General features: G+C 59.7%; 20 protein-coding genes. 2 read left to right on the top strand and 18 right to left on the bottom strand.

Features of this window, described 5'->3' with window-relative positions; genetic code table 11:
- Nucleotides 1–129: 129 nt before the first annotated feature.
- The 8 genes from J2Y83_RS27450 to J2Y83_RS27485 form a co-directional block, all read right to left on the bottom strand.
- Nucleotides 130–1,014 (bottom strand): ABC transporter permease subunit, encoded by an 885-nt coding sequence (locus tag J2Y83_RS27450; RefSeq protein ID WP_253400014.1) that lies wholly within the window; start codon nt 1,012–1,014, stop codon nt 130–132.
- Nucleotides 1,011–1,931, bottom strand: coding sequence for an ABC transporter permease subunit (locus J2Y83_RS27455; RefSeq protein ID WP_253400015.1), 921 nt, complete (start codon nt 1,929–1,931; stop codon nt 1,011–1,013). Before J2Y83_RS27455 ends, J2Y83_RS27450 begins: the two co-directional genes overlap by 4 nt.
- Complete coding sequence (locus J2Y83_RS27460) at nt 1,928–3,070, bottom strand: ABC transporter ATP-binding protein (protein ID WP_253400016.1); 1,143 nt, start codon at nt 3,068–3,070, stop codon at nt 1,928–1,930. The genes J2Y83_RS27455 and J2Y83_RS27460 overlap by 4 nt, the downstream gene beginning before the upstream one ends.
- 67 nt (nt 3,071–3,137) lie before the next feature.
- Nucleotides 3,138–4,232 (bottom strand): polyamine ABC transporter substrate-binding protein, encoded by a 1,095-nt coding sequence (locus J2Y83_RS27465; protein ID WP_253400017.1) that lies wholly within the window; start codon nt 4,230–4,232, stop codon nt 3,138–3,140.
- Nucleotides 4,233–4,471: 239 nt separating this feature from the next.
- On the bottom strand, nt 4,472–5,566 hold the full coding sequence (locus tag J2Y83_RS27470) for a polyamine ABC transporter substrate-binding protein (protein ID WP_301295230.1): 1,095 nt from the start codon (nt 5,564–5,566) through the stop codon (nt 4,472–4,474).
- Nucleotides 5,567–5,772: 206 nt separating this feature from the next.
- Entirely contained in the window at nt 5,773–7,137 is a 1,365-nt protein-coding gene (locus J2Y83_RS27475; protein WP_253400021.1) for an aspartate aminotransferase family protein, read from the bottom strand.
- Nucleotides 7,138–7,195: 58 nt separating this feature from the next.
- Nucleotides 7,196–8,554 carry a glutamine synthetase family protein gene (locus J2Y83_RS27480; RefSeq protein ID WP_253400023.1) on the bottom strand — a complete coding sequence of 453 codons (1,359 nt, stop codon included), beginning with the start codon at nt 8,552–8,554 and terminating at the stop codon, nt 7,196–7,198.
- An 88-nt stretch (nt 8,555–8,642) separates the two neighbouring features.
- Complete coding sequence (locus J2Y83_RS27485; RefSeq protein ID WP_253400025.1) at nt 8,643–8,945, bottom strand: glutamine amidotransferase; 303 nt, start codon at nt 8,943–8,945, stop codon at nt 8,643–8,645.
- A gap of 278 nt (nt 8,946–9,223) precedes the next feature.
- On the opposite strand from J2Y83_RS27485, the gene J2Y83_RS27490 reads away from it, so the two are divergent.
- Together J2Y83_RS27490 and J2Y83_RS27495 are read left to right on the top strand one after the other, a co-directional pair.
- A complete protein-coding gene (locus J2Y83_RS27490; protein WP_253400028.1) occupies nt 9,224–10,600 on the top strand; it encodes a glutamine synthetase family protein in 1,377 nt (458 codons plus the stop codon).
- A 232-nt stretch (nt 10,601–10,832) separates the two neighbouring features.
- The gene (locus J2Y83_RS27495; protein WP_253400030.1) at nt 10,833–11,474 is read left to right on the top strand and encodes a TetR/AcrR family transcriptional regulator; all 642 of its coding nucleotides are present in this window, start codon (nt 10,833–10,835) and stop codon (nt 11,472–11,474) included.
- A 113-nt stretch (nt 11,475–11,587) separates the two neighbouring features.
- Here J2Y83_RS27495 and J2Y83_RS27500 read toward each other — a convergent pair whose 3' ends face one another.
- From J2Y83_RS27500 to argE, 10 genes are all read right to left on the bottom strand, one after another.
- The gene (locus J2Y83_RS27500; RefSeq protein WP_003213899.1) at nt 11,588–11,803 is read right to left on the bottom strand and encodes a TOBE domain-containing protein; all 216 of its coding nucleotides are present in this window, start codon (nt 11,801–11,803) and stop codon (nt 11,588–11,590) included.
- Nucleotides 11,804–11,831: 28 nt separating this feature from the next.
- The gene (gene ssuB, locus J2Y83_RS27505) at nt 11,832–12,638 is read right to left on the bottom strand and encodes an aliphatic sulfonates ABC transporter ATP-binding protein (RefSeq protein WP_253400032.1); all 807 of its coding nucleotides are present in this window, start codon (nt 12,636–12,638) and stop codon (nt 11,832–11,834) included.
- Nucleotides 12,635–13,423, bottom strand: a complete 789-nt coding sequence (ssuC, locus tag J2Y83_RS27510; protein WP_253400034.1) for an aliphatic sulfonate ABC transporter permease SsuC — start codon at nt 13,421–13,423, stop codon at nt 12,635–12,637. The genes ssuB and ssuC overlap by 4 nt, the downstream gene beginning before the upstream one ends.
- Before the next feature lie 9 nt (nt 13,424–13,432).
- Nucleotides 13,433–14,581 (bottom strand): FMNH2-dependent alkanesulfonate monooxygenase, encoded by a 1,149-nt coding sequence (gene ssuD, locus J2Y83_RS27515; RefSeq protein ID WP_253400036.1) that lies wholly within the window; start codon nt 14,579–14,581, stop codon nt 13,433–13,435.
- Between the two features lie 25 nt (nt 14,582–14,606).
- On the bottom strand, nt 14,607–15,575 hold the full coding sequence (locus tag J2Y83_RS27520) for a sulfonate ABC transporter substrate-binding protein (protein ID WP_253400038.1): 969 nt from the start codon (nt 15,573–15,575) through the stop codon (nt 14,607–14,609).
- Between the two features lie 93 nt (nt 15,576–15,668).
- Nucleotides 15,669–16,262, bottom strand: coding sequence for an NADPH-dependent FMN reductase (ssuE, locus tag J2Y83_RS27525; protein ID WP_247402575.1), 594 nt, complete (start codon nt 16,260–16,262; stop codon nt 15,669–15,671).
- 319 nt (nt 16,263–16,581) lie between these two features.
- Nucleotides 16,582–17,220, bottom strand: coding sequence for a peroxiredoxin (locus J2Y83_RS27530; RefSeq protein ID WP_253400040.1), 639 nt, complete (start codon nt 17,218–17,220; stop codon nt 16,582–16,584).
- A 273-nt stretch (nt 17,221–17,493) separates the two neighbouring features.
- Nucleotides 17,494–18,852, bottom strand: a complete 1,359-nt coding sequence (locus tag J2Y83_RS27535; RefSeq protein ID WP_253400042.1) for an OprD family porin — start codon at nt 18,850–18,852, stop codon at nt 17,494–17,496.
- Between the two features lie 692 nt (nt 18,853–19,544).
- Nucleotides 19,545–20,843 carry an amino-acid N-acetyltransferase gene (gene argA / locus J2Y83_RS27540; protein WP_253400044.1) on the bottom strand — a complete coding sequence of 433 codons (1,299 nt, stop codon included), beginning with the start codon at nt 20,841–20,843 and terminating at the stop codon, nt 19,545–19,547.
- A gap of 133 nt (nt 20,844–20,976) precedes the next feature.
- Nucleotides 20,977–22,125, bottom strand: coding sequence for an acetylornithine deacetylase (gene argE / locus J2Y83_RS27545; RefSeq protein ID WP_253400045.1), 1,149 nt, complete (start codon nt 22,123–22,125; stop codon nt 20,977–20,979).
- Nucleotides 22,126–22,218 lie beyond the last annotated feature (93 nt).

Genomic DNA, 22,218 nt, shown 5'->3' on the forward strand with positions numbered 1-22,218 from the left:
GTCCAAATGTGGGAGGGGCGGTGCGACGATTCGACTTGCCCCCGATAGCAGAGTGTCAGTCACTGAAACTGTGACTGATCCACCGCCATCGGGGGCAAGCCCCCTCCCACACTTTGACCTCTCAGGCCGTTAGACCGGCGCAGGCGCCCGACGCTTGTCCGGCTGCTGCCAGCCATCGGCGGCCGCTTCTTCGATCGCTTGCTGGATGGCTTTCTTGCGCAGGTCTTCGGCACGACGGCTGAAGAACCACACCAGGAAGGTCACCAGCGACACCGCCAGCAAAATCAGGCTGGCCACGGCGTTGATCTCGGGTTTAACCCCAAGGCGCACGGCCGAGAAGACTTCCATCGGCAAGGTGGTCGAGCCCGGGCCGGAGACGAAGCTGGCAAGTACCAGGTCATCGAGGGACAGCGCGAAGGACATCATCCCACCCGCCGCCAACGACGGCGCGATCATCGGGATGGTGATCAGGAAGAACACCTTCCACGGCCGCGCGCCCAAGTCCATCGCCGCTTCTTCGATCGACAGGTCCAGCTCACGCAAACGCGCCGACACCACCACCGCCACATACGCCGCACAGAACGTGGTGTGGGCGATCCAGATGGTGACGATGCCACGCTCCTGGGGCCAACCGATCATCTGCGCCATGGCCACGAACAGCAGCAACAACGACAGACCGGTGATCACTTCCGGCATGACCAGCGGCGCGGTCACCAGGCCGCCGAACAGCGTGCGGCCCTTGAACTGACTGATGCGCGTCAGCACGAACGCCGCCAATGTACCCAGCGCCACCGCCGCGATGGCCGTGTAGCAGGCGATTTCCAGCGAGCGTGCCACCGAGCCCATCAATTGGGAGTTGTCCAACAGGCCCACGTACCACTTGATCGACCAACCGCCCCACACCGTCACCAGCTTGGATTCGTTGAACGAATAGATCACCAGGATCAGCATCGGCAGGTAGATGAACAACAACCCCGCCACCAGCATGAAGCTTGAGAAACTGACGCGCTTCATATCTTGCCCTCCATCTCTTTGGCTTGGCTGCGGTTGAACAGGATGATCGGCACGATCAGGATCGCCAGCATCACCACCGCCAGAGCAGAAGCCACCGGCCAGTCACGGTTATTGAAGAATTCTTGCCACAACACTTTACCGATCATCAGGGTTTCCGGGCCGCCCAGCAGTTCCGGGATCACGAACTCGCCGACCACCGGAATGAAGACCAGCATGCAACCGGCGATGATGCCGTTCTTGGACAGCGGCACGGTGATCTTCCAGAAGCTGTTGAAGGTGCTCGAACCCAGGTCCGAGGCGGCTTCCAGCAGGCTCTGGTCGTGCTTCACCAGGTTGGCGTACAGCGGCAGGATCATGAACGGCAGGTACGAATAGACCACACCGATATACACCGCGATGTTGGTGTTAAGGATCTGCAGCGGCTCGTTGATCAGCCCCATGGACATCAGGAAGCTGTTGAGCAAGCCGTTGTTGCTGAGGATGCCCATCCACGCATACACGCGGATCAGGATCGCGGTCCAGGTCGGCATCATGATCAGCAGCACCAGCACCGTCTGCATCTCTTTGCGCGCGGAGGCAATGGCGTAGGCCATCGGGTAACCGATCAGCAGGCACAGCAAAGTGCTGAAGAACGCCATCTTCAGCGAACCCAGGTACGCGGCGATGTACAACTCGTCGTCGCCGAGCATCGCGTAGTTGGCCAGGTTCAGCACCAGTTGCAGCTTCTGCTCAACGAAGGTGTAGATCTCGGTGTAAGGCGGGATCGCCACGTCGGCTTCGGCAAAGCTGATCTTCAGGACGATGAAGAACGGCAGCATGAAGAACAGGAACAGCCAGAGGAAAGGGATCCCGATGACCACATGCCGGCCACCGGGGGTTATTCGTTGCAGCTGGCGCTTGAATTTTTTCATGTTCATGAGCGAAGTACCACGCCGCTGTCGTCTTCCCACCACACGTACACCTGATCACCCCAGGTTGGGCGCTGGCCACGGCGCTCGGCGTTGGCGACGAAGGACTGCACCAGTTTGCCGCTCGGCAGCTCCACGTAGAACACCGAGTGCCCGCCGAGGTAGGCGATGTCGTGGACCTTGCCGCTGGACCAGTTGTGCTCGCAGGTCGGCATTTCGGTGGTGACCAGCAGTTTTTCCGGGCGGATAGCGTAGGTCACCGACTTGTCTTCCACCGCAGTGGCGATGCCGTAGCCCACATAGATGTCGCGGTCCAGGTCCGGGCACTTGAGCACCGCGTGACCTTCGGCGTCGTCGACCACCTGGGTGTCGAAGATGTTGACGTTGCCGATGAATTCGCACACCAGGCGGCTGGTCGGCGTCTCGTAGATGTCGACAGGGCTGCCGATCTGCGCGATCCAGCCCAGGTGCATGATCGCGATGCGCTCGGCCATGGTCATGGCCTCTTCCTGGTCGTGGGTCACCATCACGCAGGTCACGCCGACGCGCTCGATGATTTCCACCAGTTCCAGTTGCATCTGCGAACGCAGTTTTTTGTCCAGCGCCCCCATCGGCTCATCGAGCAGCAGCAGTTTCGGGCGTTTGGCCAGGGAACGGGCCAGGGCCACACGCTGGCGCTGGCCACCGGACAACTGGTGCGGCTTGCGCTTGGCGTACTGGCTCATCTGCACCAGCTTGAGCATCTCGGCCACGCGGGCGTCGACTTCGGCCTTGGGGATCTTGTCCTGTTGCAGACCAAACGCGATGTTCTGCGCCACGGTCATGTGCGGGAACAGGGCGTAGGACTGGAACATCATGTTGATCGGCCGCTCGTAGGGCGGCATGTCGGTGATGTCCACACCGTCGAGGTAGATGCGACCCTCGGTTGGACGCTCAAAACCTGCGAGCATGCGCAACAAGGTGGATTTGCCCGAACCCGAACCGCCGAGCAAGGCGAAGATCTCGCCTTTCTTGATTTCCAGGGACACATCGTCCACGGCAATCGTCTCGTCGAACTTCTTCGTGACCCGGTCGATTTTGACCAGCACCTTTTTCGGTGTCTGGTCGCCCTCGAGGGCTTTCTTATAGGCGCCGGAGGCAACTGCCATTTACGAAACTCCCGAAAAAAAAGGGTGCAGTTCGCCCGAGGCGGGCGAACCCAGGATAGTTTGAGCCTTACTTGCCCGTCTTGACCTTGGTCCAGCTACGGGTCATCAAACGCTGCACGTTCGGGGGTAGCTCGACGTTGACAAATGTCCGGTCGAGAACCGCCTGCGGTGGGTAAACCGCTTCGTCGGTGCGTATCGATTGTTCCATCAGTGTGTCCGCCCCTGGGTTAGGGTTGGCATAACCGACGTAATCACTGACCTGAGCGATAACCTCAGGTTGCAGTAAATAGTTGATGAAGGCGTGGGCCTCTTTGACGTTGGTCGCGTCCTTGGGGATCGCCAGCACGTCAAACCACAGGTTGCCGCCTTCTTTCGGAATCGCGTAGGCGATATTCACGCCCTTGCCCGCCTCGCTTGCGCGGGCCTTGGCCTGGAACACATCGCCGGAGAACCCGGCCGCCACGCAGATGTTGCCGTTGGCCAGGTCGGAGATGTATTTGGAAGAATGGAAGTAGGTCACATAAGGCCGCACTTTCAGCAGTTTCGCTTCGGCCTTCTTGTAGTCTTCGGGGTTCTCGCTGTTGGGGTTCAGGCCCATGTAGTTGAGCACCGCCGGGAGCATTTCATCTGCCGAGTCCATGAAGGACACGCCGCACGTCGCGAGCTTCTTCATGTTTTCCGGCTCGAACAGCACGGCCCAGGAATCGATCTTGTCGACGCCCAGCACTTCTTTGACTTTATCGACGTTGTAACCGATGCCGTTGGTGCCCCACAGGTACGGCACGGCGTATTGGTTGCCCGGGTCGTTCTTTTCCAGACGCTTGAGCAGCGCCGGGTCGAGGTTGGCGTAGTGGGTCAGCAACGACTTGTCGAGCTTCTGGAACGCCCCGGCCTTGATCTGTTTGCCGAGGAAGTGATTGGACGGCACCACCACGTCGTAACCGGTACGTCCGGCCAGCAACTTGCCTTCCAGGGTTTCGTTGGAATCAAACACGTCATACACCGGCTTGATACCGGAGGCCTTTTCAAAGTTGGCCAGGGTGTCGGGGCCGATGTAGTCCGACCAGTTATAAACATGCACCGTCGATGCGGCCTGCACGCTGATGGCCAGCGTGACACCTGCACCTACCAGCAAGGCTTTGCGAAATAAAGAAAATGGCAAGTGGAGGTCCTCTTAAATAGTTGGGCCAAAAGTTGTTGCCCGGCAACAAAACCGGCGCGCAACTTACCCTCGATAAACCGATCCGGCAAAACTTTCTGTCATTTAATTACTGTACGGTTGCCGCTCTTTGTAGGAGCGGGCTTGCTCGCGAAGAACTCACAGGCAACGCGGGCGACCAGAGGCGCTGCGTTATCGTTGACGATTTTCGCGAGCAAGCTCGCTCCTACAGGTTTCCTCGCTTACTTACCCGATTTGATTTTGGTCCAGCTACGGGTCATTTCACGCTGCGTCGTCGCCGGCAAGTCGGCAATGGCATACAGCTTGGCTTGCACATCCGCTGGCGGGTAGATGCCTGGGTCGCTGGTGATGTCTTTGTCGACCAATGCGGTGGCTTTCTCGTTACCGTTCGGGAAACGCACGCTGTTGGTGATCGCAGCCATGACTTTCGGCTCGAGCAGGTAGTTCATGAACTTGTAGGCGGCTTCGACGTTTTCGGCATCTTTAGGGATGGCGACCATGTCATAGAAACTACCGGCGCCTTCCTTCGGAATGTCATACGCCACTTTGACCTTGCCACCGGCTTCAGCCGCGCGGGACTTGGCCTGCTGGATGTCACCCGAGTAACCCACGGCCACGCAGATGTTGCCGTTGGCCAGGTCGGAGATGTACTTGGAGGAGTGGAAGTAGCCGATCGAAGGACGGATCTTCAGGAACAGGTCTTCGGCTTGCTTGAGGTCAGCCTTCTTCTGGCTGTCGGTCGGCAGGCCCAGGTAATGCAGCGCGATCGGCAACATTTCGGTTGGCGAATCGAGGAAGCTCACGCCGCAGCTCTTGAGCTTGGCGATGTTTTCCGGCTTGAGCAGGATGTCCCACGAATCGATCTTGTCGATGCCCAGCGCGGCCTTGACCTTCTCCGGGTTGTAACCGATGCCGATCGAACCCCACATGTACGGGAACGCGTGCTTGTTGTCCGGGTCGCTGACCGACACGGCCTTGAGCAGCGACGTGTTCAGGTTTTCGTAGTTGGACAGCTTGGATTTGTCCAGCTCCTGGTAGACGCCGGCCTTGATCTGCTTGGCGAGGAAGTTGTTCGACGGTACAACGATGTCGTAACCGGACTTGCCTGCCAGCAACTTGGCTTCAAGGGTCTCGTTGCTGTCGAATACGTCGTACACCACTTTGATGCCCGACTCTTTTTCAAAGTTGGCGATGGTGTCCGGAGCGATATAGTCGGACCAGTTGTAGACGTGCAGCACTTTATCGTCTGCCTGGGCCGCGCCCGCCATTGCACCCATCAGGGACAACGCGAGGAGGGTCTTGCCAGCGTTCTTCAAACCTAATGCCTTCATTTGGTGATGCTCCGATTTTCTTTTTTGGACCGCAACATACTTCATCGATCTACAGCTGTTTGGCCGCCCGTCGAAGGGCAGCAAAACAGGACAACAGTCTGGCAAGTTAGGGGGCCGGCTTTCAACTAACCCCCACATTTATAACTGCCCGAACGCAGCGCCCAAGAGCCACTGCGTTCTGAGCCTAGCACTTAGCCCTGCAATGCCGCCAAAGTCAGGTCCAGGCAATGACGAGCCTTGGTCACCAGCTCGTCAATTTCGGTCTTGCTGATTACCAGCGGCGGCGAAATGATCATGGTGTCACCCACGGCGCGCATGATCAGGCCATTCTCGAAGCAGAAGGTTCGGCAAATCATGCCAACACCACGGCCTTCGTAACGCTTGCGCGTCGCTTTGTCCTGAACCAGTTCAATCGCACCGAGCATGCCAACACCGCGCACTTCACCCACCAATGGATGATCAGCCAGCTCCCTCAGACGTTTCTGCAAATAGGGTGCCGTTTCGTCATGCACACGCTTAATAATTTGCTCATCGCGCATGATGCGGATGTTTTCCAGGGCCACCGCTGCTGCCACCGGGTGACCGGAGTAGGTGAAGCCGTGGTTGAAATCGCCGCCTTCATTCAGCACCGCAACCACCTCGTCGCGCACGATCAGGCCACCCATCGGGATGTAACCCGAGGTCAGGCCCTTGGCGATGGTCATCATGTCGGGCTTGAGGTCGTAGAAATCGCTGCCGAACCACTCGCCGGTACGGCCGAAACCGCAGATCACCTCATCGGCGACGAACAGAATGTCGTACTTGGCGAGGATTTCCTTGATGCGCGGCCAGTAGCTATCAGGCGGCACGATCACACCACCGGCGCCCTGGATCGGCTCGGCAATGAAGGCACCGACGTTGTCCACGCCCAGTTCCAGGATCTTCTCTTCGAGCTGGTTGGCGGCCCACACACCGAACTCTTCGGGGCTCATGTCGCCGCCTTCGCCAAACCAGTAAGGCTGGGCGATGTGGACGATACCCGGGATCGGCAAGTCGCCCTGCTCATGCATATAGGTCATGCCGCCGAGGCTGGCGCCGGCCACGGTGGAGCCGTGGTAGCCATTCTTGCGGCTGATGATGACTTTCTTGTTCGGCTGGCCCTTGATCGCCCAGTAGTGGCGGACCATGCGCAGCATGGTGTCGTTGCCTTCGGAGCCGGAGCCGGTGAAGAACACGTGGTTCATGCCGGCCGGTGCGACGTCGGAGATCGCCTTGGCCAGTTCCAGCACCGGCGGGTGAGCGGTCTGGAAGAACAGGTTGTAGTACGGCAGTTCTTTCATCTGCTTGGCGGCGGCATCAGCCAGTTCATCGCGACCGTAACCGATCGCCACGCACCACAGGCCGGCCATGCCGTCGAGGATCTTGTTGCCTTCGCTGTCCCACAGGTAAACGCCGCGGGCTTTAGTGATGATCCGTGGGCCTTTCTCTTTCAACTGCTTGAAGTCGCTGAACGGCGCCAGGTGGTGATCGCTGCTCAAGGCTTGCCATTCACGGGTTTGCGGGTTGTTGCTGGACATACCAATCTCCTAGACTTTTCGGTGAAGGGCGCACCGTTTAAAGGGCGCGCCCGGCGCATCAGACGGCGAAGAGCAGAAATTCCCGCTCCCAAGAACTGATCACGCGCTTGAAGTTTTCATGCTCGGCCCGCTTGACCGCGACGTAGCCAGTGATGAATTTGTGACCCAGGTATTTCTCGACGGTCTTGCTGTTTTCCATGCGCTCCAGGGCGTCTTCGATGGTCAACGGCAGGCGCAGGTTGCGCCGTTCGTAACCACGGCCGACGACCGGCGCGCTTGGGTTGTGCCCTTCGACCATGCCGATGTAGCCGCACAACAGGCTGGCAGCGATTGCCAGGTACGGATTGGCGTCAGCGCCCGGCAGGCGGTTTTCCACACGACGGTTCTGCGGGCCGGCATCCGGTACGCGCAGGCCGACGGTGCGGTTTTCTTCGCCCCACTCCACGTTCACCGGCGCGGAAGTGTCCGGCAGGAAGCGGCGGAACGAGTTCACGTTGGGGGCGAACAGCGGCAGCAATTCAGGGATGAATTTCTGCAGGCCGCCAATGTGGTTGAGGAACAGCTGGCTCATGGTCCCGTCTTCATTGGAGAAGACGTTCTTGCCGGTGGCGATGTCGATGATGCTCTGGTGCAGGTGCATCGCGCTGCCGGGCTCGCCGGTCATCGGCTTGGCCATGAAGGTGGCGGCCACGTCGTGCTTGAGCGCGGCTTCACGCATGGTGCGCTTGAACACCAGGATCTGATCGGCCAGGGACAGGGCGTCGCCGTGACGGAAGTTGATTTCCATCTGCGCCGTGCCGTCCTCGTGGATCAGGGTGTCGAGGTCCAGCTCCTGCAGTTCGCACCAGTCGTAGACATCTTCGAACAGCGGGTCGAATTCGTTGGCCGCTTCTATAGAGAAGGACTGCCGGCCGGTTTCCGGACGGCCGGAACGGCCAATCGGCGGTTGCAGCGGGAAGTCCGGGTCTTCGCAGCGTTTGGTCAGGTAGAACTCCATCTCCGGCGCCACGATGGGCTGCCAGCCTTTGTCGGCGTAGAGCTTGAGGACTTTCTTGAGCACGTTGCGCGGCGACAGCTCGATCGGGTTGCCTTGCTTGTCGTAGGTGTCGTGGATCACCTGGGCGGTGGGCTCGATGGCCCACGGCACCAGGAACACCGCGTTCTGGTCGGGGCGGCAGATCATGTCGATGTCGGCCGGGTCGAGCAATTCGTAATAGATGTCGTCTTCGACATAGTCGCCGGTCACGGTCTGCAACAGAACGCTCTCGGGCAGGCGCATGCCTTTCTCGGCGATGAACTTGTTGGTCGGCGAGATCTTGCCCCGGGTGATGCCGGTGAGGTCGCCAATCATGCATTCGACTTCTGTGATCTTGTGGTTTTTCAACCAATCGGTGAGCTGGTCGAGGTTGTTACTCATAAATGCCTCTGGGCTGGGTTTCCTGACGTCCATTAAAGGTCAGGCTTTGGTTGACGCATCGGCGTCGCTGGTTCATCAGAGTGGGAGCTTAACCGCCATTTGGGGTGCCGTTGCACTCCTTAAGCAAAAGGCTTGCCTCCCGTGCAGGATAATGAGCGGCAACCGCAAAAAAGGCCGGACCGGCGTCATGGAAAGGGCGGGTATAAAAAAATGAACGGGGAACGCGAACAGCATCCTGGCCGTCAAGAATAATGACCGGATCGAGGGGATTTATCGGGGATTGAATAGTCAACGGGAATGCGCGTTCGCAACATTCGAGATAGCGGTGAAAAGCATGCAGACCGACCTGTTTCGAGCAGGTGGTGATGCCGATTATCGGCAGGCCAGACATGAAGCACCCCGGTATTATTGCTGTTATGGGTTTTAATCGAGCTTAGCCTTGTTCATTTTTTTACACAACACCCCCGTAAAAAATACAACACGGCCCGCTCAAGCCTGCTAGTCCCGAGCCAGTCAAACCGACAAAACCGCCCCAAAAAGCCCCAAAAAAGCCCACCAGGCGCTTTTTTGGGGCAAAAAAGGCCTCGCTTGACTTCGGCATGCGGTTCGGGTTGACTGAAACCAGAAAAGATCAATGATTGATATTTTTAACAACAAAGGTGTTGCATCATGTCGGTACCCCCGCGTGCCGTTCAGCTTAACGAAGCGAACGCGTTCCTTAAGGATCATCCTGAGGTTCTGTACGTAGACCTTCTAATTGCGGATATGAATGGTGTGGTGCGCGGTAAGCGCATCGAACGCACCAGCCTCCACAAGGTTTACGAGAAAGGCATTAACCTGCCTGCCTCTTTATTTGCCCTGGATATCAACGGCTCAACGGTGGAAAGCACCGGCCTGGGTCTGGACATCGGTGATGCTGACCGAATCTGTTATCCAATCCCCGACACCCTGTGCAATGAACCTTGGCAAAAGCGCCCCACCGCGCAACTGCTGATGACCATGCACGAAATTGAAGGTGAACCTTTCTTCGCCGATCCGCGCGAAGTGCTCCGACAAGTTGTGAGCAAATTCGACGAACTCGGTCTGACCATCTGCGCTGCCTTCGAGCTTGAGTTCTACCTGATCGACCAGGAGAACGTGAACGGTCGCCCACAACCGCCCCGCTCGCCAATCTCCGGCAAACGCCCGCACTCGACACAGGTCTACCTGATCGACGACCTCGACGAATACGTCGACTGCCTCCAGGACATCCTGGAAGGTGCCAAAGAGCAAGGCATCCCGGCTGACGCCATCGTCAAGGAAAGTGCCCCGGCGCAGTTCGAAGTGAACCTGCACCACGTGGCCGACCCGATCAAGGCCTGCGACTACGCGGTACTGCTCAAGCGCCTGATCAAGAACATCGCCTACGACCATGAGATGGACACCACCTTCATGGCCAAGCCTTACCCAGGCCAGGCAGGCAACGGTTTGCACGTACACATTTCGATCCTGGACAAGGACGGCAAGAATATCTTTGCCAGTGAGGATCCCGAGCAGAACGCCGCATTACGTCACGCGATCGGCGGTGTGCTGGAGACCCTACCCGCCCAAATGGCGTTCCTGTGCCCTAACGTCAACTCCTACCGTCGTTTCGGCGCACAGTTCTACGTGCCGAACTCGCCGTGCTGGGGCCTGGACAACCGCACCGTCGCCATCCGCGTGCCGACCGGCGCGGCTGACTCCGTGCGTATCGAACACCGCGTAGCCGGTGCCGATGCCAACCCCTACCTGCTGATGGCTTCGGTCCTCGCAGGCGTACACCACGGTCTGACCAACAAGATCGAACCGGGTGCGCCAGTGGAAGGCAACAGCTACGAGCAGAACGAACAAAGCCTGCCGAACAACCTGCGCGATGCCCTGCGCGAGTTGGACGACAGCGAGGTGATGGCCAAGTACATCGATCCTAAATATATCGATATCTTCGTCGCCTGTAAGGAAAGTGAGCTGGAAGAGTTCGAACACTCCATCTCCGACCTTGAGTACAACTGGTACCTGCATACCGTGTAAGCGCTGGTTGCACTGAAAAAACGTCGCAGGCCTTTGGTCTGTGGCGTTTTTTTATGGGTTGCTTTTGGTAGACCGAGTTGGCCGCCATCGGGAGCAAGCTCCCTCCCACAGTTGAACGAGTTTTCCTGAAGAAACCGGTTCGAGTGTGAGAGGGGGCTTGCCCCCGATGGCGGCTTGGCAGACAACACCAGTTCCTGCTCATACAATGCCCGCTGCCTTGTAGGAGACTTCCATGACTACCCGCCCCGCCGCCCCTCGCAAACCCCGCGCCCGCAGCCAGGCCCGGATCGACGCGATCCTCGACGCCGCCCGCACGTTGCTGGCGTCCGAAGGCGTGGCCGGTTTGTCGATCTACAGCGTGGCCGAGCGCGCACAGATTCCGCCGTCGTCGGTGTATCACTTCTTCGCCAGTGTGCCAGCACTGCTGGAAGCGTTGACCGCGGACGTCCATGCGGCATTCCGCGCCGCAATCCTGGCGCCCATCGAGCATGATTCACTCAAGTATTGGCGCGACCTGTCTTACATCGTCGAACAACGCATGCTCACCATCTACAGCAACGACGCCGCCGCCCGCCAACTGATCCTGACCCAGCACGGGTTGACCGAAGTGAATCAGGCCGACCGCCAGCACGATCTGGAGTTGGGTGACTTGATGCTGGCCGTATTCAACCGGCATTTCGAAGTGCCGACCCTGCCCACCGATGTGGACGTGTTCGCGCTGGCGCTGGAATTGAGTGATCGCGTGTATGCGCGTTCGGTGCATCAGCATGGGCTGATCACGCCGCGTATGGCTGAGGAAGGCATGCGGGTGTTCGATGCGTATGTGGGGCTGTATTTGCCGGCGTATTTGCCCAAGCGCGGCGTCACTGTCTGATGGATGTGTTGTCTGGCAAGGCCTCATCGGGAGCAAGCTCCCTCCCACATTCTGATCTGTGAATACATTCAAAATGTGGGAGGGAGCTTGCTCCCGATAGCGGCCTCAAGCGATCACAACTTGGCGATCGACACCTCGGTGGATTTCACAAAGGCAATCACCTCGCTGCCGATCACCAGCTCCAGCTCCTTGACCGAACGGGTGGTGATCACCGACGTCACGATGCCGGACGCGGTCTGCACGTCGATTTCCGAGAGCACGTCGCCTTCGACGATTTCCTTGATGGTGCCTTTGAACTGGTTACGCACGTTGATGGCTTTAATAGTCATGTCGTTTTTCCTTCAGGGGACAAGTGAGTTATTGCGCCCAACGCAATTGCGTAGGCAGCGGTGAAACAGGTTCGGGTTCCGGCGGGCTACCGGGCAGCGACAGCACACGGTTGAGCACTTGTGCTTCGAGCGCGGCCAGGCGATGCGAGCCGCGGGCGCGTGGACGCGGCAGGTCGACGATCAGGTCGAGGCCGATTTCGCCGTCTTCGATCAGGATCACCCGGTCGGCAATGGCCACGGCTTCGCTGACGTCATGGGTCACCAGCAACACGGTGAAACCGTGCTTCTGCCAGAGGTTTTCGATCAGTTGCTGCATCTCGATGCGGGTCAACGCATCCAGCGCGCCCAACGGCTCATCGAGCAACAGCAGACGCGGCTGGTGAATCAGCGCACGCGCCAGGGCCACACGCTGCTTCTGGCCACCGGACAAGGCCGCCGGCCACTCATTGGCACGCTCGGCCAGGCCGACCGCTTCCAGCGCCTCCAGCGCCTTGGGGCGCCAGTTACCCTTGAGGCCGAGGCCGACGTTGTCGATGACCTTTTTCCACGGCAGCAGGCGCGCTTCCTGGAACATCAATCGCGTGTCCTCAATCGCCTCGCTCAGCGGCGCGGCGCCGGCCAGCAGCTCACCGCTACTGGCTTTGTCCAGGCCGGCCAGCAGGCGCAGCAAGGTACTTTTACCGCAGCCACTGCGGCCGACCACAGCGACAAACTGGCCCGCCGGAATGTGCAGGTCGATGCCCTTGAGCACTTCCCGCGACCCAAAGGCCTTGCGCAACTGGCGCACCGCCAGCGGAATGCCCTTCAGCAGGCGCGGAGGTTGTTGAGCGGTCATACCGCACCTCCTTTATTCACTTGATAGGCCGGATGCCAGCGCAGCCACACACGCTCCAGGCCACGCGCCGCCAGGTCGGCCAGCTTGCCGAGGACCGCGTACATAACGATGGCCAGCACCACCACGTCGGTTTGCAGAAATTCACGGGCGTTCATCGCCAGGTAACCGATGCCGGAACTGGCCGAGATGGTTTCCGCCACGATCAACGTCAGCCACATAAAGCCCAGGGCAAAACGCACACCCACCAGAATCGACGGCAGCGCGCCGGGCAGGATCACCTGGCGGAACAGACTGAAGCCGGACAAGCCGTAGCTGCGCGCCATTTCCACCAGCGCCGGGTCGACGTTGCGGATGCCGTGATACGTGTTGAGGTAGATCGGGAACAGCGTGCCAAGGGCGACCAGAAAAATCTTCGCGGTCTCGTCAATGCCGAACCACAGGATCACCAACGGAATCAGCGCCAGGTGCGGCACGTTGCGGATCATCTGCACCGAGCTGTCCAGCAGGCGCTCGCCCCACGCCGACAACCCGGTGATAAAGCCCAGGGCCAGACCGATGCTGCCACCGATCACAAAGCCCAGGCCCGCACGCCAGCCACTGATAGCCAGGTGCGTCCAGATTTCGCCGCTGCGCACCAGGCTGACCCCGGCCTCAATCACCGCACTCGGCGCCGGCAAAATGCGCGTCGACAACCACCCCGCCGACACCGACAACTGCCACACCGCCAGCAGCAACACCGGCAGCACCCAAGGCGCCACGCGGTGGCTCAGTTTTTCCAGATTCATGGCGCCGCCTCAGCTCTGTGACGCAGCTTTGGGAAGGATATCGTTGGCGACCATTTCGCCGAACGGGCTGACGTACCCAGAGCTTTTCGGCAACTCGGGACGTTCGATATCCAGGTGCGGGAACAGCAACTCGGCGACGCGATACGACTCTTCCAGGTGCGGATAACCGGAGAAAATAAACGTGTCGATGCCCAGCGCCGCGTACTCCTTGACCCGCGCCGCAACCGTCGGGCCATCGCCCACCAGCGCGGTGCCGGCACCGCCACGCACCAGGCCGACGCCGGCCCACAGGTTGGGGCTGACTTCGAGGTTGTCGCGGTTGCCGCCATGCAAGGCCGCCATGCGCTGCTGGCCGACCGAATCAAAGCGCGCCAGGGAGGCCTGGGCGCGGGCGATGGTGTCGTCGTCCAGGTGCGAGATCAGCTTGTCGGCGGCTTTCCAGGCTTCATCGTTGGTTTCGCGCACGATCACATGCAGACGAATGCCGAAGCGCACGGTACGCCCGAGTTTCGCGGCCTTGGCCCGCACCTGTTCGATCTTTTCCGCGACCGCGGCCGGTGGCTCGCCCCAGGTCAGCACCATGTCCACCTGTTCGGCCGCCAGGTCCTGGGCGGCTTCGGAGGAACCGCCGAAGTACAGCGGCGGACGCGGTTGCTGGATCGGCGGGTAAAGCAATTTGGCGCCTTTGACGCTGATGTGTTCGCCGTCGTAATCCACGGTTTCGCCTTCCAGCACGCGACGCCAGATGCGGGTGAACTCCACCGAGGCCTGGTAGCGCTCCTCGTGACTGAGGAACAAACCGTCGCCGGCCAGTTCTTCCGGGTCGCCGCCGGTCACCAGGTTGAACAGCGCACGGCCGCCGGACAGGCGATCGAGGGTCGCGGCCTGACGCGCGGCCACCGTCGGCGAAATGATCCCAGGGCGCAGCGCGACCAGGAATTTCAGACGCTGGGTCACCGGGATCAGCGAAGCGGCCACCAGCCACGAGTCTTCGCAGGAACGCCCGGTGGGGATCAACACCCCGCCGAAGCCAAGGCGGTCGGCCGCCTGGGCCACTTGCTGCAGATAACCGTGGTCGACGGCGCGAGCGCCTTCGGCGGTGCCAAGGTAATGGCCGTCGCCGTGGGTAGGCAGGAACCAGAAAATAGTGAGGCTCATGGAGTTGTCTCCTGAAGAAGTCGGATTACGGCGCTTTGGCCACAGCAGCGGGTGGCGTCCAGATCACGTCCTTGATGCTCAAGGGTTTGGGGATCAATTTGAGTTGGTAGAAGCTGTCGGCAATCTTCTGCTGCGCGGCGACCACGGCCGGGGTCAGGAACAGCGCGCCGTAGCCCTGGCGTTTCACCGAGGTCAGGGTGATGTCCGCCGGCAGGCCGAGCAGCGGCGCGACTTGTTCGGTGACTTCCTGCGGGTTGGCCTTGGACCACTCGCCCACCGCGCGCACTTCTTCCACCAACGCCTTGATCACTTCGGGATGTTTTTCCGCGTAGGGCTTGGTGGCCAGGTAGAACTGATGGTTGTCGGCAATCCCGCTGCCGTCACGCAGGGTGCGGGCTTGCAGTTGTTTCTCGGCGGCGGCCTGGTACGGGTCCCAGATGACCCAGGCGTCTACGCTGCCACGCTCGAACGCGGCACGCGCATCGGCGGGCGGCAGGAACACGGTCTGCACGTCGGTGTATTTCAGGCCGGCATCTTCCAGGGCGCGCACCAGCAGGTAGTGAACGTTGGAGCCTTTGTTGAGCACGACTTTCTTGCCCTTGAGCTCGGCCACCGATTTGATCGGCGAGTCTTTCGGCACCAGGATCGCTTCACTGGTCGGCGCCGGCGGTTCGTAGGCCACGTAGAGCAGATCGGCGCCGGCGGCCTGGGCGAATACCGGCGGGGTTTCGCCGGTGACGCCGAAGTCGATCGAGCCGACGTTCAGGCCTTCGAGCAATTGCGGGCCGCCCGGGAACTCGGTCCACTGCACCTGCACACCGTCGGCAGCCAGGCGCTTTTCCAGGGTGCCCTTGGCCTTGAGCAGCACCAGGGTGCCGTATTTCTGATAGCCGATCCGTAGGGTTTCGGCGGCGTGGGTTTGAACAATGGCGCCGAAGGACACAGCCGCAGCAAACAGTGCGACCAGACCACGACGCAAGATGACAGTGCGCATGGCGCTCTCTCCAAAAATGCGATGGGGGGGTTGGCTGCACCTGCTTGGCCGTTGGCGGCTGAGTAAGGTGAGTACTTCTTGAATCGGTAAGGCTTAAATGCTCCAGCGAGCACTCAACAAACGTTCATTCAACACATGCGGGTCCAGCGGTTTCGGGCGACGGGCCATGGCGGCGTAAAACGTTTCCAGGGCCTCGTTCAAGCGTTGTTCGAGGATCGGCACCAGTTGCGCCTGGGCACTGCCTTCGCCGTAGGCGATCTGGCTGTCTTCGGCAAAGATCCCGTGGAGCAATTCCTGGGCTTTCAACGCCGACAGTACCGGCTTCAACGCGTAGTCCACCGCCAGCATGTGGGCGATGCTGCCGCCGGTGGCGATGGGCAATACCACCTTGTGGGCCAGGGCGCGTTCGGGCAGCAGGTCGAGCACGGTTTTCAGCGCGCCCGAGAACGAGGCCTTGTACACCGGCGTGGCGATCACCAGGCCGTCGGCATTGGCCACTTGTTGCAACAAGTCGATGACTTTGGGGCTGTCGAAGCGCGCATGCAGCAAGTCTTCGGCCGGGAAGTCCCGTATCTGATAACTCACCACTTCCACGCCCTGCTGTTGCAGCCACTGACGGGTTTTATCCAGCAAGACCCCGGAGCGGGAACGCTGGCTGGGACTGCCTCCAAGTGTTACGACCAGCATGTAGGAAATTCCTTTAGCAAGTGTCGGCGGTTCGCTGTGTGGCGATGGCGCCAAGATGGAACAGACCTTATCAGTAGATTTATATATCTATAAATCTTATTTATTCATTTGTTTATTCTTTAAAAGAATATAAGACCAATCAATCGCCAGGCGAAAAAAAAGGCCGTCGAAACGGCCTCAAAACCCCTGCCATGTGAGTACACAGCGTCTATCTGTAGGAGCGCGCCTGCTCGCGAAAACCGTCAACGATGACGCAGGCTTTCTGGATGTCCGCAGTAACCGCGCATGCTTCGCGAGCAAGCTCGCTCCTACAGGTAATTCAGCGATTGGGTTGCGGTGTCAGCCGCAGATACGGCTTCACCGCCCGATACCCTTTGGGAAAGCGTTTCTTGATTTCTTCCTCGTCCTTGAGCGACGGCACGATCACCACTTCATCACCGTCCTGCCAGTTGGCGGGTGTGGCGACTTTGTAGTTGTCGGTCAGTTGCAACGAGTCGATGACCCGCAGGATTTCGTGGAAGTTGCGCCCGGTGCTGGCCGGGTAGGTGATGGTCAGGCGGATCTTCTTGTGCGGGTCGATCACGAACAAGGAGCGCACGGTGAGGGTGTCACTGGCGTTCGGGTGGATCAGGTCGTAGAGGTCCGAGACCTTGCGGTCGGCGTCGGCCAGGATCGGGAAGTTGACGATCGTGTTCTGGGTTTCGTTGATGTCTTCGATCCACTTGTGGTGCGAGTCCACCGGGTCTACCGACAGGGCGATGGCCTTGACGCCGCGCTTGGCGAATTCGTCCTTGAGCTTGGCGGTGAAGCCCAGTTCGGTGGTGCACACCGGCGTGAAGTCCGCCGGGTGGGAAAACAGCACACCCCAGCTATCGCCCAGCCACTCGTGGAAACGAATCTTGCCGGCGCTGGAGTCTTGTTCGAAATCGGGGGCGATGTCGCCCAGTCTTAGGCTCATGGTGTGGCTCCTGATGAGTGCTTATGGAGCCCACTGTGCATGGATTACAGATTATTTAAAAAGAATAAATATCGATTTATTTAGACGATATAGGAATATTAAAAATGTGTTCACTGGACCTTGAAACAGGCGAGAGTCAACATTCCGTCCAAGGTTCGAGAAGGCCTTGAGACGCTGTAAAAAGAGGGGTTCAGGAAGGGCTTGCGGGGGTTGAGCCCGACTTGAAAAGCAAGACACCTTGCCCGGCATTGCGCCGGGCAAGGTTTTACGCTGTTACTTGAACGCGTAGCTGTAGCTGACGATTACACGGTTTTCGTCTTGATCGCGCGCGGCAGCGATATCGTTGCGCCACATAGCGTTTTTCCAGGCAACGCCCAGGTTCTTGAGCGGACCTTGTGGAATCACGTAGGCAACGCTGATGTCGCGTTCCCACTCGGATTGACCGGTGAACTCGGCACGAGAGGCGTTGACGGTGTCGATGTCAGTACCTTTGAGGTACACAACACCAGCGGTCAGGCCAGGAACGCCAACCGCGGCGAAGTCGTAAGCGTAGCGAGCCTGCCAGGTACGCTCGCCGGCACGGGCGAACTTAGCGATCTGCATGTCAGTGGTCAGGTAAGCCGACGAACCGTCGCCTTGGTTCAACCAAGGGAAGTCGCTGCTACCGTTGCTGACTTGGTAACCGCCACCGAAGGTGTGACCGGCAACGCTATACAGGAACAGGCCGCTGTACAGGTTGTTATCGACCTTGCCGCGACCGGAGTTGACGCCGCTGTAGTTGCCCGACGAGAAGTAAGCGGACTGGTTACCGTTGTTACCGTCATCGGAGCTGTTGAAGTAACGCAGGTCAGATTTCAGTACGCCAGGACCGATGGCCCAGTTGTGGGTCAGGCCCAGGAAGTGCTGCTTGTAGAAATCTTCCAGGTTGCCGTAGTAGTACTGGGCAGTCAGATCCTTGGTGATCTTGTAGTCACCACCAGCGAAGTAGAACTTGTTGCTGTCACGCCAGTTCGCGCCACGGCTGTTGGCACCCGCGATGGACAGGTTGTCTACGTTACTGGAGTTACGACCTTTGGCCTTTTCGATCTGACCGGCAACCAACGTCAGGTCCTTGATATCGTTAGACGTGATCTGGCCACCCTGGAAGGTCTGCGGCAACAGACGACCATCGTTGGTCACGATAACCGGCAGTTTAGGTTGCAGCGTACCCAGCTTCAGTTCGGTCTGGGAGATCTTGGCCTTGGCGGTCAGGCCCAGGCTCGAGAAGTTATCAACGGCTTCGCCATTGGACTTGCTCGGGAACAGAGTGCCGCCGTAGGACGACGAAGTGGCGCCGTTGGTTCCGCCGCCGGAATCCAGCCGAACACCCAACAGGCCGATGGCGTCGAGACCGAAACCTACGGTGCCTTGGGTGAAACCGGAGATGAAGCGCAGGTCAAAGCCTTGGCCCCATTCTTCGTTCTTGCTCTGAACACCAGATGCGGTGCGAGCAGCCGAGTCGCGGTTGTCGGTGTTGATGTAAAAGTTACGCAGACCCAGGGTGACTTTGCTGTCATCGATAAAACCGGCGGCGCCTGCTTGCTGGGCGATTGCCCCCAAAGCGACAGCCAATGCCAAGGTAGACTTCTTCATGTACCGCTCCTCTCATTTCTAATTTTTGTATTTCTTTGGTCTCGGGTCTAACGCCCGAGATCCACAGATGCGCGATTAGCGCCAGATAGTGACCGCCAAGTCAATCGTAACCTTGTATGTCTACTACCTTCGTCTAATCGCAGTTTATTTGGTCCCTGCAGGGTAATGAGTTTTTCATACACCCAAAAAGAATTATTTCATTCTTTTTCATACTATTTTGGAATAAGCCTTTGCATGAAGCGGGGCACGTCAGAATAGACGAACCGCCACATAAGCTAATTCCTAAAGGGTATTTGTTGGCCGCTTTTCAGATCTTTTAGGCTGAACGCACCGTTACATACGTCACCCAGGATCAAAAAGGCGACGCCACCATGGCCAAACGCCCATCTTCCCGTCAATTTGTTACAGTTTTTGTATCGCTAATATTTCATGGCGCTGTCAGAGCCGCCGACCGTGCCGTCTGACAGCGGCAATTTCATACAATTTACCCATTGCCGCCCTGATCATATCGGCTGAGATCAAGATTTCTAAAACTTTAGTAGGGGGGTGGCAGGCACATTGACGCACCCTTCGCCCGTGGGGCGTAGCGATATTCGAAGTGGGGGGCTGGTTTGGCTGCGATAGCGTTACGTCTGCATCGCAGGCAAGCCAGCGCCCACAGGAGTCAGCTCAGTGGCTGGGAGGGCGGGGTTTTACAGGGCTTTCTCGAAAATCTTCGAATTACGCTGATAGTTGTACAGCGATGCCCGCGCCGATGGCAGGCGCTCCACACTGCTGGGCACAAAGCCGCGCTCGCGGAACCAGTGCGCCGTGCGTGTGGTTAGCACGAAGAGCGTCTTCAACCCCTGCGCCCTGGCGCGGGTCTCGATGCGCTCCAGCAGCTCATCGCCGCGTCTGCCGTGGCGGTACTCCGGGTTGACCGCCAGGCACGCCAGCTCCCCCGCATCCGAATCGGCGATCTGATACAGCGCCGCGCAGGCGATGATCATGCCTTCGCGTTCGACCACGCTGAACTGCTCGATCTCACGCTCCAGCACTTCCCGCGAACGGCGCACCAGAATGCCCTGTTCCTCCAGCGGGCTGATCAGGTCGAGCAAGCCGCCAACGTCCTCGATCGCCGCCTCGCGCACCAGCTCGAATTGTTCCTGGGCCACCAGCGTACCGCCACCGTCCCGGGTGAACAGTTCGGTGAGCAAGGCGCCGTCTTCGGCGTAGCTGACGATATGGCTACGCGCTACGCCGCCACGGCACGCCTCGGCGGCTGCATCGAGCAATTCCGCCTGGTAGTTGCTGCCCAGGCGTTGCAGGTGCGCCGGCACTTGTTGCGGACGCAGTTCGCGCACCAGGCGACCATTTTCATCGATAAGGCCAGGATCAGCGCCGAACAGCAGCAGTTTGTCGGCGGCCAGGTCGATGGCGGCGCGGGTGGCGACGTCTTCGCAGGCCAGGTTGAAGATCTCGCCGGTGGGCGAATAACCCAGAGGCGACAGCAGCACGATGGAGCGCTCGTCCAGCAGGCGATTGATGCCTTTGCGGTCGACCCGACGCACTTCGCCGGTGTGGTGGAAGTCCACGCCTTCGAGCACGCCGATCGGGCGCGCCGTCACCAGGTTGCCGCTGGCCACGCGCAAGCGCGAGCCCTGCATCGGCGACGAGGCCATGTCCATCGACAGGCGCGCTTCAATGGCGATGCGCAGATGGCCGACCGCATCGATCACACACTCCAGCGTGGCGGCATCGGTGATGCGCAGGCCGTCGTGGTAAACCGGGTTGAGCCCGCGCGCTTCAAGGCGCGCTTCAATCTGTGGGCGCGAACCGTGGACCAGCACCAGTCGCACACCCAGGCTGTGGAGCAGCACCAGGTCGTGGACGATATTGCCGAAGTTCGGATGATCCACACCATCGCCGGGCAGCATGACCACAAAGGTGCAGTCGCGGTGGGCGTTGATGTAGGGCGAAGCGTGACGAAGCCAATTGACGTAGTCGGGCATGGAACCTGGGCCTGTAATAAAAAGCAGCCAAAAAAGGATGAGTCGTGAAAACGCACAGCAGGCTGATGGTTATCGTCGGAACAGGCTTGGCAACACGCTCGCTCTCCTTATGTACGCATGGGCAGGGATTAATTTATGCAGGTGTCAGGCAGTAATGCTCGATCAGTTCCCGCAATAGACGCACTGTAGGCGTCAAGCGTGACATTTCGAGGTATTCGCCCGGCTGGTGGGCGCAGGCGATATCGCCAGGGCCAAGCACCAGGGTTTCACAACCAAGGCGCTGAAGATAAGGCGCTTCGGTGCCGAACGCTACTGCTTCGGCGCGATGACCGGTCAATCGTTCCGCGACCCGCACCAGCTCCGCGTCTTCGGCCTGCTCGAACGGCGGCACTTCGGCGAACAGCGGCGCATAGTCGATCTTCACCTTATGGCGCTCGGCCACCGATTCGAGCTTCTGCCGGATCGCCGCGCGCAGCACCTGCGGGTCCATGCCGGGCAAGGGCCGCAGGTCGAACTCCAGGGAACACTGGCCGCAGATGCGGTTGGGGTTATCGCCGCCGTGGATGCAGCCGAAATTCAGGGTCGGTTGCGGCACGCTGAACTGCGGGTTGCGGTACTCGCGCTGCCAGGCCAGGCGCAGGCCGCGCAGTTCGCCGATGGCGTCGTGCATGGCTTCCAGCGCGCTGTGGCCCAGGCTCGGGTCCGACGAGTGGCCGCTGCGACCGAGAATGTCGATGCGTTCCATCATCACGCCTTTATGCAGGCGGATCGGCTTGAGGCCCGTCGGCTCACCAATCACGGCCGCACGCCCCAGCGGGCGCCCGGCCGCCGCCAATGCACGGGCGCCGGACATGGAGCTTTCTTCATCACAGGTGGCGAGAATCAGCAGCGGCTGCTTGAACGGCTGGTCGAGCAGTGGCAATACCGCTTCGATGGCCAGCGCGAAAAAACCCTTCATGTCGCAGCTGCCCAATCCTACCCAGCGACCGTCGACCTCCGTCAGCTTGAGAGGATCGGTCTTCCACAGCGCAGCGTCATACGGCACGGTATCGCTATGGCCGGCCAACACCAGGCCACCGGGGCCCGTGCCGAAACTGGCGAGCAGGTTGAACTTGCCGGGGCTGACAGGCTGGATGTCGATGGCGAAGCCCAGGTCGCCCAGCCAGCCGGCGAGCAGGTCGATCACCGGACGGTTGCTCTGGTCGAGAGACGCCTGGGTGCAACTGACCGACGGCGTGGCAATCAAGGCGGCGAATTGCTCTTTCATGGACGGTAACGGCATGCGCGGTCTCCCTACTTCCCGGATGAATCTCACTATAGAGGCATCTGCACGACACAATAAACCGTTGCGGCGCGTTGCCGGGCTCAGTCCTGT

The sequence above is a fragment of the Pseudomonas marginalis genome (genome assembly GCF_024169655.1).
In the GTDB taxonomy this organism is placed as follows: domain Bacteria; phylum Pseudomonadota; class Gammaproteobacteria; order Pseudomonadales; family Pseudomonadaceae; genus Aquipseudomonas; species Aquipseudomonas paraveronii.

Coding starts and splice junctions, on each gene's coding strand:
- J2Y83_RS27450 (WP_253400014.1), bottom strand. CDS start 1,014: ATGAAGCGCGTCAGTTTCTCAAGCTTCATGCTGGTGGCGGGGTTGTTG.
- J2Y83_RS27455 (WP_253400015.1), bottom strand. CDS start 1,931: ATGAACATGAAAAAATTCAAGCGCCAGCTGCAACGAATAACCCCCGGT.
- J2Y83_RS27460 (WP_253400016.1), bottom strand. CDS start 3,070: ATGGCAGTTGCCTCCGGCGCCTATAAGAAAGCCCTCGAGGGCGACCAG.
- J2Y83_RS27475 (WP_253400021.1), bottom strand. CDS start 7,137: ATGTCCAGCAACAACCCGCAAACCCGTGAATGGCAAGCCTTGAGCAGC.
- J2Y83_RS27480 (WP_253400023.1), bottom strand. CDS start 8,554: ATGAGTAACAACCTCGACCAGCTCACCGATTGGTTGAAAAACCACAAG.
- J2Y83_RS27485 (WP_253400025.1), bottom strand. CDS start 8,945: ATGTCTGGCCTGCCGATAATCGGCATCACCACCTGCTCGAAACAGGTC.
- J2Y83_RS27490 (WP_253400028.1), top strand. CDS start 9,224: ATGTCGGTACCCCCGCGTGCCGTTCAGCTTAACGAAGCGAACGCGTTC.
- J2Y83_RS27495 (WP_253400030.1), top strand. CDS start 10,833: ATGACTACCCGCCCCGCCGCCCCTCGCAAACCCCGCGCCCGCAGCCAG.
- J2Y83_RS27500 (WP_003213899.1), bottom strand. CDS start 11,803: ATGACTATTAAAGCCATCAACGTGCGTAACCAGTTCAAAGGCACCATC.
- ssuB (WP_253400032.1), bottom strand. CDS start 12,638: ATGACCGCTCAACAACCTCCGCGCCTGCTGAAGGGCATTCCGCTGGCG.
- ssuC (WP_253400034.1), bottom strand. CDS start 13,423: ATGAATCTGGAAAAACTGAGCCACCGCGTGGCGCCTTGGGTGCTGCCG.
- ssuD (WP_253400036.1), bottom strand. CDS start 14,581: ATGAGCCTCACTATTTTCTGGTTCCTGCCTACCCACGGCGACGGCCAT.
- J2Y83_RS27520 (WP_253400038.1), bottom strand. CDS start 15,575: ATGCGCACTGTCATCTTGCGTCGTGGTCTGGTCGCACTGTTTGCTGCG.
- ssuE (WP_247402575.1), bottom strand. CDS start 16,262: ATGCTGGTCGTAACACTTGGAGGCAGTCCCAGCCAGCGTTCCCGCTCC.
- J2Y83_RS27530 (WP_253400040.1), bottom strand. CDS start 17,220: ATGAGCCTAAGACTGGGCGACATCGCCCCCGATTTCGAACAAGACTCC.
- J2Y83_RS27535 (WP_253400042.1), bottom strand. CDS start 18,852: ATGAAGAAGTCTACCTTGGCATTGGCTGTCGCTTTGGGGGCAATCGCC.
- argA (WP_253400044.1), bottom strand. CDS start 20,843: ATGCCCGACTACGTCAATTGGCTTCGTCACGCTTCGCCCTACATCAAC.
- argE (WP_253400045.1), bottom strand. CDS start 22,125: ATGCCGTTACCGTCCATGAAAGAGCAATTCGCCGCCTTGATTGCCACG.